13 protein-coding genes and 2 pseudogenes are annotated in these 24,560 nt (G+C 53.5%); 14 read left to right on the top strand and 1 reads right to left on the bottom strand.

Annotated features, from left to right (window positions below):
• The 5 genes and pseudogenes from M2108_RS31450 to M2108_RS23260 form a co-directional block, all read left to right on the top strand.
• Window positions 1-134 (top strand): annotated as a pseudogene (locus tag M2108_RS31450) (group II intron maturase-specific domain-containing protein); the annotation flags it as partial.
• A gap of 504 nt (window positions 135-638) precedes the next feature.
• Window positions 639-2,531 carry a serine hydrolase domain-containing protein gene (locus M2108_RS23275; RefSeq protein ID WP_277471655.1) on the top strand — a complete coding sequence of 631 codons (1,893 nt, stop codon included), beginning with the start codon at window positions 639-641 and terminating at the stop codon, window positions 2,529-2,531.
• 264 nt (window positions 2,532-2,795) lie between these two features.
• Window positions 2,796-3,629: pseudogene (gene licT / locus M2108_RS23270) on the top strand (BglG family transcription antiterminator LicT).
• Window positions 3,630-3,747: 118 nt separating this feature from the next.
• Complete coding sequence (locus M2108_RS23265) at window positions 3,748-5,655, top strand: beta-glucoside-specific PTS transporter subunit IIABC (protein ID WP_277471656.1); 1,908 nt, start codon at window positions 3,748-3,750, stop codon at window positions 5,653-5,655.
• Between the two features lie 597 nt (window positions 5,656-6,252).
• Entirely contained in the window at window positions 6,253-7,716 is a 1,464-nt protein-coding gene (locus tag M2108_RS23260; protein ID WP_277547373.1) for a glycoside hydrolase family 1 protein, read from the top strand.
• A gap of 1,087 nt (window positions 7,717-8,803) precedes the next feature.
• On the opposite strand, the gene M2108_RS23255 is transcribed toward M2108_RS23260, so the two are convergent.
• Window positions 8,804-10,798 (bottom strand): beta-galactosidase, encoded by a 1,995-nt coding sequence (locus M2108_RS23255; RefSeq protein ID WP_277471658.1) that lies wholly within the window; start codon window positions 10,796-10,798, stop codon window positions 8,804-8,806.
• 241 nt (window positions 10,799-11,039) lie between these two features.
• Between M2108_RS23255 and M2108_RS23250 the strand changes: the two genes are divergently transcribed.
• From M2108_RS23250 to M2108_RS23210, 9 genes are all read left to right on the top strand, one after another.
• Window positions 11,040-12,008 (top strand): ABC transporter permease, encoded by a 969-nt coding sequence (locus M2108_RS23250; RefSeq protein WP_277471659.1) that lies wholly within the window; start codon window positions 11,040-11,042, stop codon window positions 12,006-12,008.
• Window positions 12,009-12,024: 16 nt separating this feature from the next.
• Window positions 12,025-12,912 carry a carbohydrate ABC transporter permease gene (locus M2108_RS23245; protein ID WP_277471660.1) on the top strand — a complete coding sequence of 296 codons (888 nt, stop codon included), beginning with the start codon at window positions 12,025-12,027 and terminating at the stop codon, window positions 12,910-12,912.
• A 42-nt stretch (window positions 12,913-12,954) separates the two neighbouring features.
• Complete coding sequence (locus M2108_RS23240; RefSeq protein WP_277471661.1) at window positions 12,955-14,592, top strand: extracellular solute-binding protein; 1,638 nt, start codon at window positions 12,955-12,957, stop codon at window positions 14,590-14,592.
• Between the two features lie 91 nt (window positions 14,593-14,683).
• Window positions 14,684-17,056, top strand: coding sequence for a helix-turn-helix domain-containing protein (locus M2108_RS23235; RefSeq protein ID WP_277471662.1), 2,373 nt, complete (start codon window positions 14,684-14,686; stop codon window positions 17,054-17,056).
• A gap of 83 nt (window positions 17,057-17,139) precedes the next feature.
• Window positions 17,140-19,851 (top strand): exo-rhamnogalacturonan lyase family protein, encoded by a 2,712-nt coding sequence (locus tag M2108_RS23230; protein WP_277471663.1) that lies wholly within the window; start codon window positions 17,140-17,142, stop codon window positions 19,849-19,851.
• The gene (locus M2108_RS23225; RefSeq protein WP_277471664.1) at window positions 19,848-20,543 is read left to right on the top strand and encodes a DUF1961 family protein; all 696 of its coding nucleotides are present in this window, start codon (window positions 19,848-19,850) and stop codon (window positions 20,541-20,543) included. The genes M2108_RS23230 and M2108_RS23225 overlap by 4 nt, the downstream gene beginning before the upstream one ends.
• A 144-nt stretch (window positions 20,544-20,687) precedes the next feature.
• Window positions 20,688-21,488 (top strand): polysaccharide deacetylase family protein, encoded by an 801-nt coding sequence (locus M2108_RS23220; protein WP_277471665.1) that lies wholly within the window; start codon window positions 20,688-20,690, stop codon window positions 21,486-21,488.
• A gap of 177 nt (window positions 21,489-21,665) precedes the next feature.
• A complete protein-coding gene (locus tag M2108_RS23215) occupies window positions 21,666-22,862 on the top strand; it encodes a rhamnogalacturonan lyase family protein (protein ID WP_277471735.1) in 1,197 nt (398 codons plus the stop codon).
• 253 nt (window positions 22,863-23,115) lie between these two features.
• Complete coding sequence (locus M2108_RS23210) at window positions 23,116-24,483, top strand: MATE family efflux transporter (RefSeq protein WP_277471666.1); 1,368 nt, start codon at window positions 23,116-23,118, stop codon at window positions 24,481-24,483.
• Window positions 24,484-24,560: the final 77 nt, after the last annotated feature.

The following is a 24,560-nucleotide window of genomic DNA, read 5'->3' as shown; positions in this document are numbered from 1 at the left end:
CAGGTTTGGCGATGGCTAACTCGCGGCGCGGAGCATGGGAAATGTCCCGGAACACCAATAATGCCCTTCCGACTTCCTACTGGGAAGCGAAAGGGTTGAAAAGTTTGCTTTCACGTTACTTGGAGCTTTGTTAACCTTTTGGAACCGCCGTATGCGGACCCGCATGTACGGTGGTGTGAGAGGACGGGGGCTTGCCGCCCCCTCCTACTCGATTTCAATCCGAATGCTGCTAACGGACCGTACAGCCTTTATTTGGTTTGTGGAGAGTATTTTCACAATCTAACGGACCGTAATGCGCTTATTGCTCCAAATGGGCGATAATTTGGGCGAAATCCGGCGAATAAGCGCACTGGAGTCCGTTAGCCTGACAAAGGTGAATATTCCGCATTGATAAGAGCGCTGGTGTCCGTTAGAGCATGGTGCAGGATGGATAATTATTTTTTTGGGGGATGAAGACTGGACGGTTTGCGATTCGGTCTTAAAAGTTAGACACACGTACAATTGCCGTAGCACTATATGCTGACTAAGTTGTTAAAGGAAAAAATTTGCACCGCATTCCTGAATGGAACGTAGTAGCGGTTATACGCACTTATGGGAGTAATTTACACTAATACCAGCATTACAAGAGGAGGCTGTGCATGAACCTGCAAAGATGGTTTGCCTTATTTAAGCCGTCGGTTATTTGTCTGACGGTTTTATTACTGCTGTCTGCCGGATTTCCTGCTTATGCAGCAGAAGGAGGAGTGGTGCCGGCTAATGATGAGAGCCCTTCCGGAATCAGGCTGTCTGCACTTGAAGCCGTTATTGATTCTTACATAACTCCTGCCCGTAAGGTAAATACTGCTGCCGTATCCGTTGCTGTCGTCAACAACGGAGGGACTATTTTTAACAAAGCCTACGGATTAGCGGATGTGGAACACAATGTCGCCGCCGATACGGACACGGTGTTTGAATGGGGCTCCGTCACGAAGCTGCTGGTCTGGACGAGTGTGATGCAGCTGGTGGAGCAGGGCAAGCTGGATTTGCAGACGGATATCCGGGAGTATCTGCCCGAGGGCTTTTTCAAGAAGCTGAAATACGATGAGCCGATCACGCTGCTGAATCTGATGCATCATAATGCGGGCTGGCAGGACCGGTATACCGATTTGTTTTATATGGAGAAAGATGATGTACCCGATTTATATAAAGCGCTGCGTATCTATGAACCCCGGCAGGTGTACAAACCGGGTACAGTAGTAGCTTACTCCAATTACGGTGCTGCCCTGGCAGGTTACATTGTAGAGCTGCAGAGCGGAGTGCCGTTTTATACATATGTTAAAGAGCATATTTTTGAGAGCTTGGGAATGAATGCTACTTCCCTTCACCCGACGCTGCAGGACAATTCTTTTGTTGCAGCTGCAAGAAGCAGGATTCAGGGCTATACAGCTGAACGGGAGCTGATCAAGAAAAACATTACATATATGGGTATATATCCGGCAGGCGGTGCTATCGGCACCACAGCAGATGCGGCGAAATTTATGGCTGCGCTTGTGCCGCCGGCAGGGAGCAGAAGTCCGCTTTTTCAGAGCGATGAGACCCTTAAGCAGATGCTGACGCCAAGTCTGATGTATGAAGGCACCAATGTGCCAAGGGTCGCCCACGGATTTTTTGTAAATGAGCATGCCGTCCGAACGCTGGAGCATGGCGGAAATACATGGGCTTTTTCGAGCAATTTCGTATTCGACCCTGTTTCGGGGTTCGGGATGATCGTCATGGTTAACCAGCAAAATGAGGGCCAGTACTGCGTAGGGCTTGTTGACAGAGTTTTTGGTACTTACACACCAGCGGCTTACAGCGGCGAGCTGCCGGACAGCTCAGAGGTAGAAGGGACTTACATACGTGCACGCCGGGTCATCCACGGGTTCGGTAAAATGATTGAATATCTCAATCTTGCCTATATCGAGCCTGTTAATACGCGGGTATCCAAATGGAATGGAGATCCCTCCAGGCAGTTTGCACCTTATGCCTACACCAAAATTAACTCGTCGGGCATCGACTACTTTATAAGGGATGATCAGGGAAAGATTATCAAGCTTTCAAATATGTACGGGGATTATTTGCCGCTTTCCGGCTTTGCTGCACAAAGCATCGGAATATCGCTCATTGCCCTGGGGCTGGGTGCTTTTATTACACTGTTTACACTTATCAATCAATTTATCCGCTGGCTGATCCGCCGTTTTAAGAGATTACATAAGCCGGTGTCCAGGTTGGATAGGTATTATATGTGGTTTAATATAGCCGGTCTAGTCTTTATTTTGAACAATACAATTATGTTTTTCCGGTCTATGAATGCCACAGCCTACACCGGAGTGTATGTTCATTTGGCACTGAATATTATCTATATTCTGCTGGCCGCAGGATATATTGTGCTGCTATTGCTGAAGCTGCGGCGCTCGAACAGCGGAAGATTGAGAAAGGTATTGTACGTGCTGTCCGGCCTGTCGGCTGTATTGTTCAGTGCGCTGATCATCGGGTGGGATTTGTACTTTTAGAATGCGGGGCAGATGCATAGTCCAGATTGCGGCTGGTTAAAATTAGGTTACAGCTGACCACGCAGGGGGGATATGGATGCAGGGAAGCAGCCTGAAGGCGGCCGGAATATTTTTAAAATGATGGTCGACACCGTTTTCAGCTTGTGCTAAATTGTTTCCGAGGCTTGTTACCGGTAATGCGGGCAAAACCACAGTGGAAATGATTCTGTCATATCCATTGTTGTTTTGCCCTTTTTTGATTCCTCAAACACAGGTGGGTTTATCGTGATCATCAAACAAATTTTTAACAACAACATCGTCAGCACGCTTGATGACAAGAACCAGGAGCTGCTTATCCTCGGCCGGGGTATCGGTTTCCAGTTCTAGGCAGGCGACACGATTAACGAAGGGCGGATTGAAAAGATCTTCCGTCTGCAGGATTCCTCCATCTACGAGCGCTTCAAAGCGATTGTTACCGAGGTGCCGATAGAAATTTTGCAGGTGACGGATGATATTGTCAGTCTGGCGCGCATGCAGCTGAATAAGCAGATCAGTGACGGGATTTACGTATCCCTGTCCGATCATATTAACTTTGCCGTACAGCGGATGGTGCGGGACCAGATTGTCCGTAACCCGCTGTCGTGGGAGGTGCAGCACTTCTATAAGGCTGAGTATGATGTAGCCAAGGAAGCGCTGACGATTCTCAGGGAACGGCTGGGGATTGATTTTCCGAAAGATGAGATTTGCAATATCGCCCTGCATTTCATAAATGCTGAAGTCAATGATTCGATGAACGATGTGACGCATCTGATGCAATTGCTGCAGGAGATTATGAACATCATCAAATATCATTTCAGTGTCGATCTGGATGAGGACAGCGTCAACTATTTCAGATTCATTACGCATCTCAAATATTTCTGCCAGCGGGTGATTACCCATTCCAGTCATGATGACACGGAGGAATATCTGTACGAGGTTGTCCGCAAGAATTATCCGGAGACCTTCAAGTGCATCATCAAGATCGAAACGTTTATCCTCAAAAACTATGATTATGTTATGACGCATTCCGAGCAGCTCTACCTGACGCTGCATCTGGAGCGGCTGATGAAAAGTAAATAACCAAGGGCTTGTTACTGTTCAGTCAGGCAAAACCCGGATGAGGCACGGTACGCGTAAGAGCGCGGAGACAGTGTGTTCGTTCGGGTTTTTTTATATGCCAAAAATAGGGGGAAGTAAGATGAAACCTCAGGAAACAGCACAGCAGATCGTCCAGTCCGTGGGCGGTGTGGACAATGTAAACTCGGTATACCACTGTGTAACCCGGCTGCGTTTTGAGCTTAAAGATAACAGCAAGGCCGATCAGTCTGCGCTCAAAAAGCTGGATATGGTCATGGGCACCAACATCTCGGGTGAGCAGTTCCAGGTCATCATCGGCAACGATGTGCCGAAGGTTTACGATGAGATGGTAAAGGCCTACCCGGGGCTTAAGCAGAGTGGTGAGGGCACTAAAAAAGAGGATGGAAAGAAACAGAATGTCATTCTGAACATTTTTGAAACCATCGCAGGCGTATTTGCACCGATGCTTCCTGCAATCACGGCTGCCGGTATCCTCAAGGGGCTGCTGGCCCTGTTCGTAACCTTGGAATGGCTGACAACCGGAACGGATACGTACCGGATTCTCTCCGCCATCGGTGACGGTGTGTTCTACTTCCTGCCGATTCTGATCGCCTTCAGCGCAGCCCGGAAATTCGGGAGTAATCCGTTTATTGCGGTTGGAGTAAGTGCAGCATTAATGTATCCGGACATGGGGGCGTTATTGTCGAGCGGTAATCCGGTTGCTTTTCTGAACATTCCGGTTACTGCCGTATCGTATGCTTCATCCGTTATTCCGATCCTGCTGGCCGTATGGCTGCTCTCTTATGTGGAAAAGACGGTGGACCGTTTCATCACGCCTTCGCTTAAATTGCTGCTTGTTCCGCTGATTTCGCTGCTTATTATGGTTCCTGTTACGCTGATTGCGATCGGACCGCTGGGAACCTTTATCGGCGACGGCTTGTCCGGCGGCATCAACTGGCTACTGAATGAAGGCGGGCTGATCTCCGGTATTGTCCTTGGGGGTGCAATGGCCCTGATTATTATGACGGGTATGCACTACGCGCTGGTTCCGGTTATTATCGGCAATCTGGCAACACTTGGCTTCGACAAATTCCTGCCGCTGACGTACATCTCCAACATGGGGCAGGCTGGGGCGACACTGGGTGTATTCTTCCGGGCAAAAGATAAAAAGCTGAAATCCGTAGCGCTCTCCACCAGCTTCACCGCGCTTATGGGTGTTACCGAGCCAGCTATGTATGGTGTGAACATGAAATATAAGAAGCCGTTCATCGCGGCAATGATTGGTAGTGCGGCAGGGGGCGGCTTTGCGCTGGCCTTTGGTGCCAAGGCGTACGCACTTGCCGGTAACGGCGGTATTCCGGGTCTCCCGGGACTGGTCGGCCAGACGTTCTGGTACGCTTTTGGCGGGATGGTTATTGCCTTTGTAGTCGGCGCTATTGTTACAGTGCTCCTGGGATTCCAGGAAGAGGCGGATGACGCTGCACAGATTTCCGGCAATATTGCGCCTAAACCTTCGAACGATGCTCCGCAGGCTGCCGCTCCGGCAGTGGTTGAAGTAGAAGCGGCTTCTGCATCTGCAGACAGCACGGCTTATGCTCCTATGAGCGGGAAGGCAATTCCTCTAAAAGAGGTCAACGATCCTACCTTTGGTGATGAGCTGATGGGCAAGGGCATTGCTTTTGTACCGGCAGTCGGTGAGCTGGTATCTCCGGTCAGCGGCACCGTAATGAATGTATTCAAAACGAAACATGCCCTGGTCATCCGTGATGAGAGCGGCATGGAGCTGCTGATTCACGTCGGCATCAACACCGTTAAGCTGCGCGGCCATTTCTTCGAAGCGCATGTACAGACCGGTGATCAGGTGCAGGCAGGCGACAAGCTGCTGACCTTTGACCTGGAGCAGATCGCGCAGAATTACGATATTACGACCGCGATGGTTGTTACTAATACTGCTGATTACAAACAGATTCTTCCGATCAAGCTGGGACCGGTTGGTTTTGGTGAGCCGGTGCTGCGGGCGGAGCTGTAGGGTGATTAGTACGATTGGATTAGATTAGACGGTTTGACCTGCAGCTGCGCAGGGGAGTTCCATTTCCCGGGCAATTGCCCTTTGGTTTTATATACCAGGAGATGGATTTGCAGGCGCAGCAGATCCAGAGCACTTTTTACAAAAAAAATATTATATAGATTGAACTTGAAAACTTGAATTAAGGGAAAAGTGGCGGAAGGAATTTTGGAACTGTAGGAGCGGAGCGTCCGCCTTTATGTTTGGATGTTAGGGCCTATATAGATTGAACTTGGAAATTAAGTTAAGGGAAAAGTGGCGGAGGGGAAGTTTGGAACTGTAGGAGCGATAGCGACCGCCTTTGTCTGCGGATTTCCACCGCGAACAGCGGTATCAAATCAAGAAATCTGCAGACAACAGCGGCCGGAAGTCCAAACATTCTCTGGAGTCACGGCCAACCCCAAAACGGAAAATTCACCAGTTATATCTATTTAGTAGCAGTTAAATCCAAACATCTGCAGACAACAGCGGCCGCAAGTCCAAATATTCATGGAGTCACGGCCAATCCCGAAATAATAAATTATCAGTTCAAACTATATAAAAACCAAGGAGATGAGCACATTGAGCATACAGCAGGGGTTTCCGGAAGGTTTTCTGTGGGGCGGCGCGATCGCGGCCAATCAGGCGGAGGGTGCTTTTGATGCGGATGGCAAAGGGTTGTCCACTGCGGATATGGTGCCTTATTTTAAGAAAAAGGACTATACCAATCTGAAAGAGCTGATGCATGTCACCAGTGAATCCATTCAGCGCGCGATGCAGCACACTACGGCTGAAGGGTATCCGAAGCGTTACGGAATTGATTTTTACCACCGTTATAAGGAAGATATCGCTTTGTTCGGCGAGCTGGGCTTCAAGGTGTTCCGGATGTCGATTAACTGGGCGCGGATTTTCCCTAACGGGGATGATGCTGAGCCGAACGAAAAAGGGCTGCAGTTCTATGACGATATGTTCGACGAGATGCATAAGTACGGGATTGAGCCGCTGGTTACCATGTCCCATTATGAAATGCCGATGTCGCTGGTGCTGAATTATGGGGGCTGGAGAAACCGTAAGGTGATTGCTTTTTATGAAAAGTATGCAGAGACGGTGATGACCCGTTACAAGAACAAAGTTAAGTACTGGCTTACCTTTAACGAGATCAACACGACCGTCATTGAACCGTTCACCGGCGGCGGGGTGGTTGAGGATACAGTCGATAATATCCGCGAAGCTTCTTACCAGGCGCTGCATCACCAGTTCGTAGCCAGCAGTCTGGCAACGAAAAAAGGCCGCGAGATCAATCCGGACTTCCGCATCGGCTGCATGCTGGCGCGCATGATTCACTATCCGGCAACCAGCAGTCCGGAGGACGTTCTGCAGGCACAGGTAGATAACCAGCTCAATCTGCTGCATACGGATGTGCAGGCGCGGGGCAGTTACCCTCCGTTTGTAAAGCGGTATTTTGCCGAAAATAACATCAATCTCGTTGTAGAGCCGGGAGACGGGCAGCTGCTGCGTGAGCATACAGTCGACTTTATCTCCTTCAGTTACTACACTTCGCTTATCTCAACAGTAGATCCGGAGAAATACGGCGTTACCGGCGGCAACCTGTTCAGCACGGTGAAGAATCCGAATCTGCAGGTAACGGAGTGGGGCTGGCAGCTTGATCCGATCGGCCTGCGTATCGTGCTCAAAGAACTGTACGACCGTTACCAGCTTCCGTTGTTCGTGGTGGAGAACGGTCTCGGGGCAAAAGATAAGGTGGAAGAAGACGGTTCAATCAACGATGATCACCGGATCGATTATCTGCGCAAGCACATTACTCAGGTGAAGGAAGCTGTTCAGGACGGCGTTGACGTGATGGGCTACACCAGCTGGGGAGCGATTGATATTATCAGCGCCTCGACCTCTGAAATGTCCAAGCGTTACGGTGTGATCTATGTGGATCAGGACGATGAGGGCAAGGGTACGCTGAACCGGTTCAAAAAGAAAAGCTTCTTCTGGTACCAGAAGGCGATTGCCTCGAATGGTGCGGATCTGGACTAATAGCGGGGGAGTGTGGGGCGGGAGCTTCGCTGCAGCATAGCTGTTCTAGTGCTGTGTAGAGCGATTAAGAGCTATTGATGAACTGTTGAAGAGCGTTGATAGAGCTATGGAGTTATTGAGTTATTGAATGAGCTCTTAACAGCCTTGACAGAGGCATCGCTTAGCCGGTTGTTTTGGGATTACCCTACTTAAAGTAGAAGGCCTTTTAACTGCAGTTTGTACAATTAAAAATGGTAACTTCCTGCCATCGCGCCTTATAAGTGTATTCTGTGCAGCTATATCTGCCCATATCGGCCAAAAGTGGGGTATGCGGACATTTTAATTGTAGGGAATACACTTATTTGTGTTTTCTGGGGCAAACGAGCTGTTTTAGTTATATAAAATACAGCTAAGTGGATTAGTTAGTTGGCAGGAATAATCCACAGGGTATCGCTGAGCAAGCTAAGTGGAAAATCGTCATCTAATTCTGCGCCAACTCCCTGAAATGAGGTTGTTAGTTGGAAAAACGACACTTAGTTTTACTGTATCTACGCTAAAGTGGGTTAACGGGCAGAATTAGATGCTGTTTTTCCACCTAATTATTCAAAAAACTAATAAATGGTGGAATTAAGTGGCGAAAATCCAACTAGATTTCGGGGAGCCATAAGTGCGTGAGTAAGCGAGTGGGTGGAAGATAAGTGTGCGGAAGATAGGTGCGCGGGCAGACGTATGCTCATCAGTGGGACAGTTGAGTAACTAAGTACTTATGGTAGGGTTAATGGCTTACGCAGCTTGTTAACTAGCGGAATCAACCCTTAAGCAATACTTACAACATTTAAAAAAGCAGTATGCAGCGGAGTAAATCCGGCTGCATACTGCTTTTTTGCGATTTAACGGGTGCGACAGGTTTGTGGAGCCTACTGAGCACGACGATCATGCACTTCCAAGTATGTGGGACATAGGTGGGACGAGTGTGTGACGGCAAGCATGTGCGGTCAAACGGGAGCAACCATTCATGTACGGCCAACGCGCACATCCCCATTCCTTTGTGCCGGGGTTATTGCAGCGTTACCCGCTTCCGAATGATTCGCGATATAGCGCTGCGCCCTTATTCCTCCAGCGCGATGAGCCGGTATTCATACGGCCCGAGTGTCAGCGGGCCGGCCGGCACAGCCCCGCCGCCGAGAGCATCCTGCCCGCTGCGCGGCAGGGTAACAGTGCCCCCGAGACCGTCCATGTTCACGACGGTCCACAGCTCGCCGCTGCTGCCGCGCCGCGGGCACACAACCGTGCCCGCGGTGACATCGCTGCGCAGCGCCACCCCGGCCCGGCCGGCGTAATGCCCGATCAGCGCCTGCAGCTGCTGATCGCCGTCCTCGCCGGCCGGCAAAGAGCCGAGCATGACGATGGCCCCGCGGCCATACGGCTGCTCAGTCACAAAGGCCAGGCCCGGCGTCCGGCCCTCCGTGATCTCGCCGATCACGGAAGCCCCGCCGGGCAGCGGCTCAAACACCGCGCTCCATAAGGACAGCGGCGCGGACAAGCCAAAGGCCTGCCCGATGCTGCCGGTTCCCTCCATCGGGTAGACGTATTTGGTATGCACGCCTGCATACCGCTCAAGGTCACCCAGCGCAGCATCTGTATGCAGGGTGTGCTCGGCTGTGCGGCCCCCGCTCAGCGGGCCGGCGATCCAGATGCCGCCGGCTTCGGCGAACGCCAAGGCTTTCTCCACAAACTCCGGCGACAAATAATGCACAAAGGGAGTGAACAGCAGCTTATAACCGCTGAGGCCGCCGCCTTCGGGCACCAGATCGCGGTGGATGCCCATGTCCACGATCCGCTTATAGAAATCGCCGAGCAGGGAGCGGTAATTCAATTTCCGGTGCGGCTCTGTCGCAAGGAAAGCCTTTGTGCGGTCGGAGTAGGTGACCGCAACCTCAGCCTGCACCGGCCGGGTAGCCAGCATATGCGGCTCGATGGCCAGCCGGGCCTGCGAAGCGGCCCGCACATTATCGTAGCCGAGTGCAGGGTCACCCCAGGCACTGAGGATGGAGCTGTGCGTTTGCTCGCTGCCGGAACGCTGCTGCCGCCACAGCCAGTAGCAGAAAGCTCCGGCTCCAAGCGCATAAGCGGATACGGCTTCAGCAACCAAGTACCCGTCCGGATGCGGTTGTCCGAAGCTCGTAAGAGATCCGGCGTATGCGGGGCTGGTCTCAAGCAGCCAGAAATCCCGGCCGGGCTTGAAATTGCGCCACAGATCACAGTTCAGCAGATAGGCGTGCCGGTTGGCCTGGGAGGCATACGTATCATATGATGCGAAATCCAGCTCCCGGTATAGCTGCTCATTATCCAGATGAAAAGCAACGCTGCTGTTATGAGTGATGGGAACATCCGAATACCCGCGAAGAATGCTTGCCTGCTCTGCCGCAAATTCAGCGATCTTGTCCATCTGGAACAGCCGGTACATCGTAACGAGTGAGGAGTTATGCAGGAAGGGGGTAGCTACCGGCTGAGGTACCTGCTCAAATGCCTGATAGGTATGGCTCCAGACGGCTGTTCCCCAGGCCTCATTCAGCCGGGCAATGCTCCCGTAGCGCTGCTCCAGCCACTTATGCCACAGCCCCTTACAGGTATCGCACATGCATTCAGCCACATGTGCTTTGAATTCGTTGTCGAGCTGCCAGGCGGCAAGACCGGGCAGCCGTCCCAGCTCCCGGGCCAGATGCCCGGCAATGATGGCGGCCCGTTGCCGGAAATAAGGATGATTGGTACAGATATGCTGCCGCGATCCGTGGCTCATGACGGCCCCGTCCGCCCGGACGAACAGCCGCTCCGGGTGTCCGTGCGTCAGCCAGACCGGCGGTGTCGCCGTCGGGGTACACATAATGGTGTCAATGCCATGATTATGCAGCTGGCGGATATGCTCGGCAAACGGGCGGACATCGATAACATCCTCCTCTGGCTCCAGCTCTGACCAGATGAACTCGCCCATGCGGACCAGGTTGATCCCGGTTTCCTTCATGAGCTGAAGATCGGCCTGCCGCTCGGCCTCCCCCCACAGCTCGGGGTACCATGCGGCGCCGTAATACAATTTATGCTTCACTAAGCATACCTCCAGGAGATTATAATGAGGGAATTGATCTTCCGGCATCATAGATGCTGCCTGTCAGGCCGGCAATAGTAAAGTTTTGCCGGCTTTGCACTTTTTTGAAGCGGACTGGACCGGGACTAATGCAGGGCAATCCAAAAAGTCCGATTGCCGGAAAAATCTGCCGCCGACATAATGGGAACCGTAGCCCCCTGAAGACAAGACGGGGCTGCCTATTCAATCGGAGGTGAATGTAATGAAGCAAGGAGCGGCAATCGGAACAGCTGAAATACATGCTGCTTCAAATTACCGCAGCAGACGGGAGCTTTTCTTTAGACGCCTGAAGCGTGACAAATGGCTCTATATCCTGCTGACCCCGGGAATCCTGTATTTTCTGCTGTTTAAATATGTGCCAATGTGGGGAGTATTGCTCGCTTTCAAAGATTTTCAGCCTTTTCTGGGCTTCTGGAAAAGCGAATGGGTGGGTTTGGAGCATTTCCGCACGTTTTTCCAGAATCCGGATTTTTTCATGCTGCTGCGCAACACCCTGGTATTGTCTCTGCTTAATCTGGTGTTCTTTTTTCCGGCACCGATTATACTGGCGCTGCTGCTGAATGAAATCAGGTTGTCCTTCTATAAACGGACAATCCAGACGCTGATCTATGTGCCCCATTTCATTTCCATGGTTATTGTCGCGAGTATCTCCTATGTATTCCTGACCACTCAGGGCGGGGCAGTCAATGAATTCCTGTACACGGTTACAGGAAGCAAAATAGACTTTCTGGCTGATCCGAACTGGTTCCGGCCGCTGATTATCCTGCAGACCATCTGGAAGGAATGCGGCTGGGGGACAATCATTTTCCTCGCTGCGCTTGCCGGTGTTGATGTGGAGCAATATGAAGCTGCCGTTATGGACGGGGCGAACCGCTGGCGGCAGATCTGGCATATTACACTGCCGGCGATCCGCAGTACCATTGTCATTCTGCTGATTTTGCGGATGGGTACTATTCTGGACAACGGCTTTGAGCAGATTTATCTGATGATGAATGCGCTTAACCGTGAAGTGGCTGAGGTGTTCGACACCTATGTGTACGCACTCGGGATTACCCAGGGGGCATTCAGCTACAGTACGGCGGTCGGGCTGTTCAAGTCGGTCATCGGCGTTGTGCTGGTACTCGGTACCAACTGGCTAGCCAAGAAATTCGGCGAATCGGGACTTTATTAAGAAGGAGGCTGCGTGCGTGGTTAAGAAGCAATATCGAAGCGCCGGAGAGGTTACTTTTGACGTATTCAACTATTTAATACTTGGAATTATCGGAATCGCGGCCATCCTGCCGTTCCTGTTTGTGGTCGCTGGTTCGTTCGCGACGGAAGCGGAAATTACAAAGCGGGCGGTCTTTCTGATTCCGACAACGATCTCTTTTGATGCTTATAAGTTTATCTTTTCTACAGATACGATTGTCCGAAGCATTGGAGTGTCGTTATATATAACGGTAATCGGGACTATTGTTAATCTGTTCTTTACGGTAACCATGGCGTACCCGATGGCCAAACGCTATCTGATGGGCCGCAATCTGATCCTTAATCTCGTTATTTTCACCATGCTGTTCGGGGGCGGCATGATTCCCACCTATCTGGTGATCCGTGACCTGCACCTGCTGGATACCCTGAATGCCCTGATTCTGCCGGGGGCGATCAGCGCCTTCAATCTGATTATCGTCAAAAACTTCTTCCAGGAGCTCCCGGTTGAAATGGAGGAGGCGGCGCGGATCGACGGCTGCAGCGAGCTGGGTCTGCTGTGGAAAATCGTACTGCCGCTCTCGAAGCCGGTGCTTGCGACCTTTACTCTTTTTTATGCCGTCGGACACTGGAACAACTTCTTCTCTGCGCTGCTATATATCAATGATCCGTCCAAGTGGCCGCTGCAGGTCATGCTGCGCCAGATCGTTATGCTGTCCCAGTCGGCAGCCGGCGATCTCAGCTCGATGGACCCGAATTTTGTACAGCCGCCGGAGCAGTCGATCAAAATGGCAGTTATCGTGGTCGGCACACTTCCGATTATGTGCGTCTATCCGTTTCTGCAAAAACATTTCGCCAAAGGGGTGATGCTCGGTTCGGTTAAAGGTTAAAAAGGTAAACATGTTATGCCAACAAATAAAGGGAGGCCAATCATGAAAAATCAAAGTTCAACAGGAAAGCGTTCCATTACATTCAAAAAGCGGTTGTTTACGCTACTGTCAACTATTATGATTGTAAGTGTGATGTCAGGCTGCGGAAGTAACGGCGAAAACAATAATGCAGCAGGAACAAACGGGGCTGCAGGCAGTGAAGGAACGGCCAAGCCTGAAACAACAGCGGGGGCAGAAGCAGAGAAACCGCTGGATCTGACGCTGATGCTGCCGATTTTTAAAACGAATTATCCGAAGGATGACAGCCCGGTTGCGGCCAAGCTGGAGGAGCTGACGGGTACGAACATCCATTTTGAATGGGTGCCGAATGCCTCCTATACCGACAAATTCAACATTACGCTTGCTTCAGGCAAGCTCCCCGATATTATTTATGTAGGTGATGTTAAGGCTTCAAGCTTTGTAAATGCAGCAAGATCCGGCGCGTTCTGGGAGGTTGGTCCTTACCTGAAGGATTATCCTAACCTGAGCAAGGCCGACCCGGTTATTTTGAACAACTCGGCCATTGACGGCAAAAACTACGGGATTTACAGAGGCCGGGCGCTGGGCCGCAACGGTGTCGTATTCCGCAAAGACTGGCTGGAGAAGCTGGGGCTTGAGAATCCGCAGACTGTGGATGAATTCTATAATATGCTGAAAGCGTTTAAAGAGCAGGATCCGGACGGCAACGGCAAGGATGACACTTACGGTATGGTAATGGTGAAGTGGACAGGCGGCTGGGCCAGCGGCTTCGATACGATCAAGCTGTGGTTCGGCTCCCCGAACAGATGGGGTGTACAGGATGGCAAGCTCGTTCCCGAGCATGAATATCCGGAATATTTGGAAGCGCTTGAATTTATGAAAAAGCTGTACGACGAGAAGCTGATTAACTCCGACTTCGCGGTTATGGACAGCTCCAAATGGAATGATCCGGTTGTGAACAACCAGGCCGGCGTTATTGTTGATGTAGTGGACACTGCAGCCCGTATTGACGACAAGATCCATGCTGCACTCCAGAAAGAAGGCAAAGACGAGCCTGACCGTCACTACATGGATGTCATGGGCGGCGTTACAGGGGCGGACGGACAGCTCCACACACTCCCGACCTCCGGTTTCTCCGGTATGCTGGCCATTCCGAAATCTTCTGTCAAAACAGAGGATGAGCTGAAGCGTGTGCTGGCCTTCCTGGACCAGGTGAATGACGGGGATCTGCAGACGCTGCTGGGATACGGAATTGAGGGTGTTCATTACAATCTGGTGGATGGATTCGTTGAACGTTCAGCTGACACTGTCCTGCTGGAATCGGAAGTGGAAGGGCTTAACCAGATGATCCCGTATATTCCTGATGAGAATGCGAAGGACGCGAAGCAGATTAAGCAGACTCCACTGCGGGACAAGCAGACAAAGGTGCAGGAAGAAAATAAAGCAACCATTGTTATCAATCCGGCTGAAGCGCTGATCTCTACCGTCTATACGCAAAAAGGCTCACAGCTTGATAATGTCATCAACGATGCGCGCATCAAGTATATTGTCGGACAAATTGACGAGGCCGGCCTGAAGGCAGCCTTTGATGTATGGCGGAAGACAGGCGGGGACGAGCTGGTAAAAGAAATGAACGAATTGTACGCAAAAACGGCTAAATAGCGTCCGGCCATTCTCCATGCACCGGCCGGAATAGCCTCATTAATGCCGCAAGGCTGCAATGCAAAACTATGAATTCGGCTGGTGAATATAAATGGAGAATACAACAACAGCAGTAAAAAGCAAAGGCTACAAGCGGATATGGGCGGGCCGTAAAGGCCGGTATTACCGCAATAATCTGATTATTGTGCTGATCGTCTCGTCCATACCCGGCCTGATTATAGGATTGCTTGTGTATTGGATGGCAGGCGGAAGCCTGGAGGAGGAGCTGCTCGAAATGCATAACCGGCAGATCGAGCAGCGTGCCGCCAACATTGATGACCAGCTGTCCAATCTGGAGCTGATGCTGGCCCACTGGGCTTTTGATCCGAAATTCGATTACAGCCTGAAGAATATGGACTTTATTATGAACCATGAGCGGGCCTGGGACATCACCAAGACACTGGTGGTCATGCAGGGCTCCAATTCCATGGCACGGCAGGTGGAGCTCTATCTGGCCGGAGACCGTCCCGTGCTGTTCAACACGGAATACGGTACGGTTACTTCCAGCGGAGCTGCCGTTTACGAAAAGCTGATGAAGACCGAGCAAAGCACCTACTGGACAGAGCTGGCTTTTGATCCGGCCAAGCCTCAGCAAAAAGAACTGACACTTGTGCATCATATTCCCGGCGGCAGCCTTGAGCCGTTCGGGGTATTGCTGCTGCGGATGGATACGCAGAAGGTCTCGGATATGCTGCGGACCATGACCCCGTACAACAGCGGAGAAGTCTACATGCTGCGAAAATCGGGCGGACTGTTCATCTCCGGAAGCGGTACCGGCGGTGCTGCCACGCCATTTGTCAACTCGCTGCAGTCGGCGATTGAAGCAAGGGGCAGCGGAAACAGCACATCGTTCCTGTATGACTGGGACGGGGTTACCTATGCGGTGACTTACGGAGACTTTTCGCGGATTGCCAGTGAGTGGCTGTACGTATCGGCTTCGCCTATTTCCAGCATAACCTCTCCGGTGGTGGAGCTGTCCCGCACCATTATTATGGTTAGCCTGAGCGCACTGCTGCTTGCAGCTGTCCTGTCGTGGATCGCTTCCCGTAAAATCTATTCTCCCTTCCGCCGCCTGCTGCAGACGCTGCTCCCCGAGCATGACGTCTGTGAAGGCCGGGAGGATGAGGTAACACTGATCGAGCGGCACTGGCAGAATCTGCACGGGCAGCAGAATGCCCTGCAATATACGCTTTCGGAGCAGCTGCCGCATGTGCAGCGCAGCTTTCTCCACCAGTTGTTCCAGGGGTACTTGTATGCTTTCTCCGAACAGGAGCTGCAGAGCCGGATGAAGCAGTATAAGTGGGAGGTGGCGGACTGCGTCTTTGTGGTGCTGTATATTCAGCTCACCGGCATCTCCAGCCTGGAAGGCAAGTTCCGCAGCGGCGACGAGAGTCTGGTGTCCTTTGCGGCGGTGAACATCATCGGGGAACTGGCGGCTGAGCATTTCGAGCGCGCCGAGACAGTCAATCTGCACAATCTTACAGCAGGCATTCTGCTGATCGGACCGGGAGGCGCTCCGGAGACGGCAAGGGTGCAGGCTTTCGGCGAAGAGCTGGCAGCCACGATCAACCGGATGCTGAAGCTGCAGGCTACTGTGGCCTACAGTGCGCCGATCGACAGCATCTCCGCGATTCCGCGGTCCTTTGAAGCGGCCAAGCAGGCAGCCAGCCACCGCAGATACGGGGGCGGCAACCAGGTGGTCAGCCTGGAGCAACTGGAGCGGGAAGGAGAGGGTGCCCATATGCCGCAGTATTCGTTCGCTCTGGAACGCGGACTGATTCAGGCGCTGCGCACCGGCGAGGCGGAGGAGGCAGACCGGCTGCTGGAGGAATTCCTCGCCACGCTGTCCGCTGACGGCGCCAAGGTAATTGATGTGCAGCAGGGCATGCTGCATCTGCTCGGTGCAGTACAGCATGCGGTGCTGGAAGCAGGGATTGCGCCGAACCAGCTGTTCAAGGGCAGGAACCTGTATGCCGGCCTGTCACAGATCCATGAGCCGGGCATGATCCTGCCCTGGTTCCGCGATCATGTGGTTTCGCCTTTCCTGAAGGAGCTGTCCGAGCGTTCCGACGCCGGGATCCGGCGGACGATTGACCAGGCTATGCTGTACATTCAGGAGCACTATATGGATAATATCTCGCTGGACAGCTGCGCGGATTATACGGGCACCAGCCCGTTCCTGCTCAGCAAATCCTTCAAGCGGGTTACCGGACAGAATTTTATCGATTATTTAACCGGGCTCAGAATTGAAAAAGCGAAGGAGCTGCTGCGCGACACAGATCTCAAAATGAACGATGTTGCGCTACAGGTCGGCTATCAGCAGAGCTATTTTAACCGGATATTCAAAAAACAGGAGGACATCACACCGACACGCTACCGTGAGCTTAGCCGTCATGAAGGGCAGAAGGATGCGGAAACCCGGTAAAGGTTCGCACTGGATGCCGCAATGTGCCTGAAGGCCGACTTCCTGCATCCGTACCGCCCGCTTTGTGATGCTCCGAAAAGGAGATGACAGCTTTGTCTTCAGCCTTGCCGATCCGATTACACTGGCTGAATCAACCCGCAGCGGCTGCGGGAGTTACCTGGGGAGTTCCCTGGACCAAGGGAGAGCTGAGCCGCGAAGGGCTATCTGCTGTATATCTTGTCAGCCCAGGCGGCGAATCCCGTCTGCCGCTGCAAAGCCGTCCGGCTGCATATTGGCCGGACGGCAGTATTAAATGGTCGTTACATTCTGCAGTCTGCCCGGAGGGCAGCGCGGAAGGGTACGTGCTGGAACGGGGTTCGGAGCCGCAGGAGGTCAAGCATGCGGCAAAGATATCTGTTCAAGATACAGAGTCTGCCTTCGTTGTGGACACTGGAGCCATTGTATGTACCGTGGAAAAGCGCGGTGCGGAGCTGGTCTCGCGGATTATCCGCAGGAGGCTGGAACAGAATAGCAGCCCGGCAGAGCAGGGAAGTCCGGATAGCAATTACGGATATTCCGGAGATTTAAAGGATTCTAATGCAGAGGCAGAGCATCTGGTATGCAGCGGAAGCGAGCTGGTCTGTGTCCGGGAGCAGCGGGACATGCTCAGCGGTGCCCTTACCCTGCGGCAGGAACGGTTCACCGGCGAAACTGGACAGGCTGCGCTCGAGGAAGCGGGGCCGCTGCGCGCCGTTATCCGCCTGGAGGGCCGGCACCGCAGCCGCAGCGGAGCCGGGGAATGGATTCCCTATACACTGCGGCTGTATTTCTATGCCGGGCTCGAGACGGTCCGGCTGGTGCATACCTTCCATTATGACGGTAATCCGCATCAGGACTTCATCAAAGGGCTGGGCATCTTGTTCAAGGTGCCGCTCAGCGGCCCGCTGTATAACCGCCATATCCGGTTCGCGGGCAGCGAGGGCAGCTTCAGCGAGTCGCCGAAGACGCTCCATACCCGCAGAACCAAAGGCAAATATGCGGAGCTGTTCGCGGCCCAGCTGGAGGGCCGCAGACTGCAGTTTGACCCGGAGGAGGATGCTTATTTCACCGGGCTGCTGCGGGATTCGGCAGTGTGGGACAGCTTCCGTCTCGTTCAGGATTCCTCCGAGCATTATGCAGTTCATAAGCGTACGGGTCCCGACTGTGTCTGGATCAAAGGAGCGGAAGGCCGGCGTGCCGGAGGGCTTGGCTATGTCGGCTCAGAGTGCGGCGGGTTGGCCGCCGGAGTGAAGGACTTCTGGCGGAAGTGCCCATCCAGCCTTGAGCTCAGCGGCCTTTCCGGTGATGAGGCTGCGCTGACCGTCTGGTTTTGGTCGCCGGAGGTACCGGCCATGGACCTTCGCCACTATGACACCAAGACGCATGTGGAGTCCTCGTATGAAGGTGCCGAGGAGCTGCGGGCTACCCCGTACGGTATTGCCAACACCAGTGAGCTGACTCTGTGGTGCACTTCGGGAACACCGGATTCGGCCGGTCTGCAGCGGATGCAGCAGGAGTCGGATCAACCGCCGCTGCTCGTCTGTGAACCGGAATATTATCACCGAAGCCGGGCGTTTGGCTTATGGAGCCTGCCCGACCGGAGTACACCCGCCAAGGCTTATCTGGAGGAGCGGCTGGACGGGATCATCTCCTTCTACCAGGCGGAGGTAGAGCAGCGCAAATGGTATGGCCTGTGGGATTACGGCGACTTCATGCACAGCTATGACCCGGTGCGCCATGTCTGGAACTATGACCTCGGCGGCTGCGCATGGCAGAATGCGGAGCTGGTGCCGAACATGTGGCTGTGGATGAGCTTTTTGCGGACCGGACGCGCTGACATTTTCCGTATGGCCGAGGCGATGACCCGGCATACGAGCGAGGTGGATGTGTACCATTTCGGGGAGTATGCAGGCCTCGGCTCGCGGCATAATGTCGTGCACTGGGGCTGCGGCTGCAAGGAAGCGCGGATTGCCATGGCCGGACTGCACCGCTATTACTATTATCTTACCGGCGATGAGCGGACCGGCGACATCATGGACAGTGTGAAGGATGCCGACTATACGACCGTGACGCTGGACCCGATGCGGGCTTATTTTCCCAAGGATGAATTTCCGACGCATGTGCGGGTTGGCCCGGATTGGGCAGCGTTCAGCTCCAACTGGATGACAAGGTGGGAACGGTACGAGGAGACGGATTACCGCGACAAAATATTGACGGGGATAGACTGCATCAAAGCAGCCAATCTGCGGCTCATTTCCGGTCCAACCTACGGCTATGATCCGAAGACCGGCATCCTCAGCCCGATGGGCGATGATAACTGGGGCCGACATCTGGCAATCTGCATGGGCGGGCCGCAGGTGTGGTTTGAGCTGGCCCTGATGCTGGAGGACCCGGAGTGGGAAGATATGCTTGCAGAGTTTGGAGTGTTCTATAACCTGCCGGAGGAAGAAAAGAACGTTATTGCCGGAGGGGCGATTACAGGCAAACTGCGGTTCGAGCATCCTGTGCTGAGTGTCGCCATTGCTGCTTACGGGGCCTGGTACAAGGATGACCGGACAACGGCTGACCGCTGCTGGAGCATCCTGCTTGAGAATCCATTCGGAGCCGTCAATTTGCAGGAAGAGCAGACGCTGGTCACTTACATGGAAGAGCTGAATGAAATCGGCTGGATGAATACTAATGAAGCCTCCCAATGGTCGCTCAATACGATCATTGCCCTGGAGCTGATTGCTGAAGCTCTGCCGGAGCGGAATTCTGTGAAGGGGGCAAAAGAATGACAGCTCAGCAGAATACGTCGCTAATCCCGGAGCAGTGGCGGGAGATATACCGCAATACACTGGCGGGCCCGGAGCAAACGGCCGGATTCCGTATGGAGGGGGACGGCGCTGTAAGCTTTCCGATGGGCCGGTTACGCCTGGAGAGCATCCGGGCTGCTTCGGAGGGGCAGAAGGCAAACCTTGTACTCTGGTGCCCTGAGGTATTTCCGGCGGATTTGGCAGTGGCGTGGACATTCCGGCCGCTGCGGGAGCCGGGGCTGGCCATTTTGTTCTTCGCTGCCGCCGGTGCCGGGGGGAAGGATCTGTTTGACCCGTCGCTGCCGGCGCGGACAGGGGAATATGACCAGTATCATCACGGGAAGATGAATGCTTTCCATATCTCCTATTTCCGGCGGATGTGGGAGGAGGAGCGATCCTTTCACACTTGTAACCTGCGCAAAAGCTACGGCTTTCATCTCGTCGCGCAGGGGGCTGATCCGCTGCCGGATGTGGCCGATATGTCCGAAGCTTACGAGATGCTGGTAGTGAAGCAGGGCGCTGCAGTAACTTTCGCCATCAACGGACTGCCGCTGCTGCAGTGGACCGATAACGGCTCGTCCTATGGTCCGCTGCTTGCCGGCGGCCGGATCGGCTTCCGGCAGATGGCCCCGCTGATTGCAGAGTACAGTAATCTGGTAGTGTATGCGCCCTGAGAGGACCGGAAGCCGCCGGACGCGGGCGCAGTACGAATGAAAGGCAAAAATGCCCTTGAATTCGGCTGATGCGGCCCATGAGCCGAGAAATTTAACTATTTTACATGGGATACAACTATCAATATCCAAGGAGGCGTAACAGCAATGCCCGGAGTGTATTATTGCTATCCGCAAGGCCGGCACAAGGCGCTGACTATGAGCTATGATGACGGCAGACGGGCCGATGAGCGGCTGGTCGGCCTGTTTAACAAATATGGGATTAAAGGAACCTTTCACATAAATTCCGGCCTGCTGGGAGAAGGGGACCGTATTACAGCGGAGGAGCTGCCTCAGCTGTACAAAGGTCATGAAGTCAGCGCCCACACGCGGCGGCATCCGACGATGGCCCGCTGCCCGCAGGAATACATCGTTGAGGAGATTATGGAGGACCGCAAGGCGCTTGAGGCGCTGCTGCATCAGCCGGTCCGCGGGATGTCATACCCGAACGGGTCGTATACCGCCGAGATCCAAAAGCTGCTGCCGCATCTGGGCATTGAGTATGCCCGGACCGTACAGAGCACCGGCGGCTTCGGCCTCCCGGAAGACTGGCTCGAATGGCCGGCGACCTGCCATCACAACCGGGGATTGCTTGCGCACGGGGAGAATTTTATCGCCCTGCACAAACGGCAGTATCTGTATCTGATGTATGTGTGGGGACACAGCTATGAATTCGACAATGATGATAACTGGGAGCTGATGGAGCAATTCTGCACAATGGCCGGCGGACGGGATGACATCTGGTACGCTACTAATCTGGAGTTTGTCCATTATATGAAGGCCTGCCGGAATCTGATTTTTTCGGCAAGCCGGGATTTTGTGTACAATCCGAACGCTTCAGCGGTCTGGCTGGAGGTTGACGGTCAAATCGTTGAAGTGCCGGGCGGGCAGACGGTGGACTTGGGTTAATTATTGAAGCAGGCTGGAAGAGACCGCTTGCACCTGCCGCTGGCGGGGCAAACGGATGGGAGACAAGGAGGAGCTACTGTGAATAATACGAATAAAGCGGGCAGTCCGGCTGAAGGCGATCAAGCCTTGCACCGGCTGGCCGGGATCGACATTTCGGCTGCGGGGCCAAGATGCAAAATGCTGCTGGGTGACCTGGACGGGGACGGCAGGGCTGAGCTGCTGCTGGTTCAGCCTGATAACCGTCAGGATGTAAGATATATTCCGCATCAGGTGCAGTGCCTGACCGCTTTTGACCTGGACGGCCGGCTGCTGTGGCAGACCGGGAAGCCGGATGCAGGCGCAGGCAGCCAGGGCTCGGATTATCCGGCCCAAGTCTATGATATTGATGGTGACGGTGCGCTTGAGGTGCTGTGCGTCATGGGCGATAAGCTGCAGATCCTGGAAGGGGTAACGGGAAAAGTAAAGGCAGTATATGAGCTTCCGTCCGCTGAAGCCCATGACTGCATTATTATTGCCAACCTGAGCGGTAACGCGCACCCTTCCGACATTATCCTCAAAGACCGCTATCACCGGCTGTGGGCGCTGGACAATAACCTTCAGCTGCTATGGACCCACGAAGGCAATGTGGGCCATTATCCGTGGGTATATGATCTGGATGGTGACGGACGCGATGAGGTCATGGCTGGATACGATCTGCTGGATGCTGGCGGAAAGCTGAAATGGAGCTGCCGTGATCTGGACGATCATGCGGATTGCCTCTGGGTCGGGGACGTGAACGGCGACGGCCTTCCCGAGCTGGTGGTCGGTGGAAGTGTTACGGTAATGTACGACCGGGACGGACAGGAGCTGTGGCGGTACGAGGGCTCCATTGAATCCCAGCATCTGGCGCTTGGACGCTTCTGCCCTGAGCTGCCGGGACTGCAGATTGCCGGACTTGACCGAATGGTCCGCGAGGATGACGGTAAGGGCCTTAAGGGAAAAGACGCTATGTTCCTGCTGGATCAGAACGGCAAGGAGCTGTGGAAAGAGGAGCGTACCACAGACGGCTGGCTGACGATTGTGGATGCGGTCAGCACATTCTGGAAGAACGCGCCGGATTACATTCTGGCGTACCGGCGCGGGGAAGGCGTGCTGCCGGCGCTTTACGACGGGAAGATGAACAGGGTTGCACAGTTTGCCGAGCAGGGCTATGCCGTACATGGGGACCTGCTCGGCAGCGGCACAGAGCAGGTTATCATTTACACGGATGAACAGGCTGCAGTTTATGCCGGCGAGCCGCTTCCGCTTGCGGCAGTCCATCCGGGCCGGCCGCTGCCGCAGCCAAAGCGGCTGTACAGCTCCACCTTGTACCCGGGAGGAGAAGTGGAGCTGTAAGGTGGGACTCAAGTAAAAGAACGGCTGCACGGCATGGATTGCGCCTGTCATACAAAAGTACCCAAGCAATAACCTGCGTGGCATACAGCTGCGGGTTATTGCTTTTTTACATAGAAGGTGTCTGTGGTAAATACCGGTTATCACCCGGATAACAGACGAAAGACAGAATTTGTAGTAAACTGGAAGGAATGTATTTCGCGCACTCTAATCCTACAGAAAAGAATGTGATCTATTTATGCAGCTTCAGGCTCGAATGCCAAACAAAAAATGGCTGGAGAAACACCTTTCCGGGGAAGGGATGGATTACCGGCAGATTATCGCCCTGTTTCTCCCAATCCTGATTGATCAGGCCTTCATCATCGGGCTAAATCTCGTAAACACGGCGATGATCAGCTCGTCCGGGATGGCGGCGGTCAGTGCGGTGAATATGGTGGATTCACTGAATATTTTTCTGATCAACGTATTTGTGGCGATTGCGACCGGCGGTACGGTGGTGGTTGCACAGTATAAAGGCAGCGGAAATGACCGGATGGTGTCACAGGCTGCGGCGGGCTCCGTTACTTCGGTGTCGCTGATCGCTGTAGGCATCGGTCTTCTGCTTATGGGATTCCACTCGCTGATATTAAATCTTCTGTTCGGGTCTGCCTCCGCCGATGTGCTGGACAATGCCCGGATTTATATGATCGGCAGCAGCATCTCCTATCTGGGGATTGCCGTGGTTCAGGCCGTATGCGGGGCACTGCGGGGCGTGGGCCGGACGCGGGCTTCCCTCATGCTGTCGCTGATCATGAACCTGTTGTATGTACTCCTGAACATTGTTTTTATAAATCTGCTGGATATGGGTGTGCTGGGCATGACGCTGGCGGTCAATATTGCGCGGTATGCAGGGATGATCTGTGCCCTTGTCTATCTGTTCAAAATCGATACCGCTCTGCGCGTACGTGCCCGCGACCTGCTTCATATTCCGCTCAGCATGCTGCGCAAAATTATGTTCATCGGTGTACCGTTTGCGGCGGAGCAGATGTTCTTTAACGGCGGGAAGCTGCTGACCCAGATCTTCATTGTCAGCCTGGGTACGTATGCCATCGCAACCAATGCCATTGCCGGCTCATTAGCCATGGTGTTTCAGATACCGGCCAGTGCGCTGTCGCTGACCATTGTGACGGTTGTCGGCCAAAGTATCGGGAGGGGGAATGTCGCCGATGCCAGAAAATTCATCAAGTCCTTCCTCTGGATCGGTTCCGGCTCTTTGGCCCTGATTGCCCTGATTCTGATGCCGCTGTTCCACCCGCTGGTGTCAATCTTTTCTCCGCCTCCGGAGATTATTGATGATTTATTTATAGTGCTGCTGGTCAATGCCATTGCCCAGGTTCCGCTGTGGGCGGTCAGCTTTATTTTGCCGTCGGCACTGCGGGCAGCAGGGGATTCACGGTTCACCTCCATTACCTCAATGCTGACAATGTGGCTGTTCCGGGTTGTTTTTGGCTATGTTCTGGGAATCGTGCTCGGCTTCGGTGTACTGGGGGTCTGGATCGCGATGAACAGCGAGTGGGCCGTCCGCGGGGCTGTTTTTCTGTGGCGTTTCAGAGGGGAAAAATGGTTTGCACATAAGCTGATATAAAGACCGCGAGGAAGCGGTCACGCTGAAAATTTGCCGGTTCACTATAATAAAAACGGATTCATTTCCTCTATTGGATA

Origin of the sequence: Paenibacillus sp. PastM-3, assembly GCF_029893965.1 — a bacterium.
Classification (GTDB): Bacteria; Bacillota; Bacilli; order Paenibacillales; family Paenibacillaceae; genus Paenibacillus_AQ.
The sequence above is the reverse complement of the archived record's forward strand: the minus strand, read 5'-3'. Positions and strand labels throughout refer to the sequence as shown.

Excerpts from the sequence above, each read along its gene's own strand:
- M2108_RS23275 (WP_277471655.1), top strand. The coding sequence starts at position 639 with ATGAACCTGCAAAGATGGTTTGCCTTATTTAAGCCGTCGGTTATTTGT.
- M2108_RS23265 (WP_277471656.1), top strand. The coding sequence starts at position 3,748 with ATGAAACCTCAGGAAACAGCACAGCAGATCGTCCAGTCCGTGGGCGGT.
- M2108_RS23250 (WP_277471659.1), top strand. The coding sequence starts at position 11,040 with ATGAAGCAAGGAGCGGCAATCGGAACAGCTGAAATACATGCTGCTTCA.
- M2108_RS23240 (WP_277471661.1), top strand. The coding sequence starts at position 12,955 with ATGAAAAATCAAAGTTCAACAGGAAAGCGTTCCATTACATTCAAAAAG.
- M2108_RS23235 (WP_277471662.1), top strand. The coding sequence starts at position 14,684 with ATGGAGAATACAACAACAGCAGTAAAAAGCAAAGGCTACAAGCGGATA.
- M2108_RS23230 (WP_277471663.1), top strand. The coding sequence starts at position 17,140 with ATGACAGCTTTGTCTTCAGCCTTGCCGATCCGATTACACTGGCTGAAT.
- M2108_RS23225 (WP_277471664.1), top strand. The coding sequence starts at position 19,848 with ATGACAGCTCAGCAGAATACGTCGCTAATCCCGGAGCAGTGGCGGGAG.
- M2108_RS23220 (WP_277471665.1), top strand. The coding sequence starts at position 20,688 with ATGCCCGGAGTGTATTATTGCTATCCGCAAGGCCGGCACAAGGCGCTG.
- M2108_RS23215 (WP_277471735.1), top strand. The coding sequence starts at position 21,666 with ATGCTGCTGGGTGACCTGGACGGGGACGGCAGGGCTGAGCTGCTGCTG.
- M2108_RS23210 (WP_277471666.1), top strand. The coding sequence starts at position 23,116 with ATGCCAAACAAAAAATGGCTGGAGAAACACCTTTCCGGGGAAGGGATG.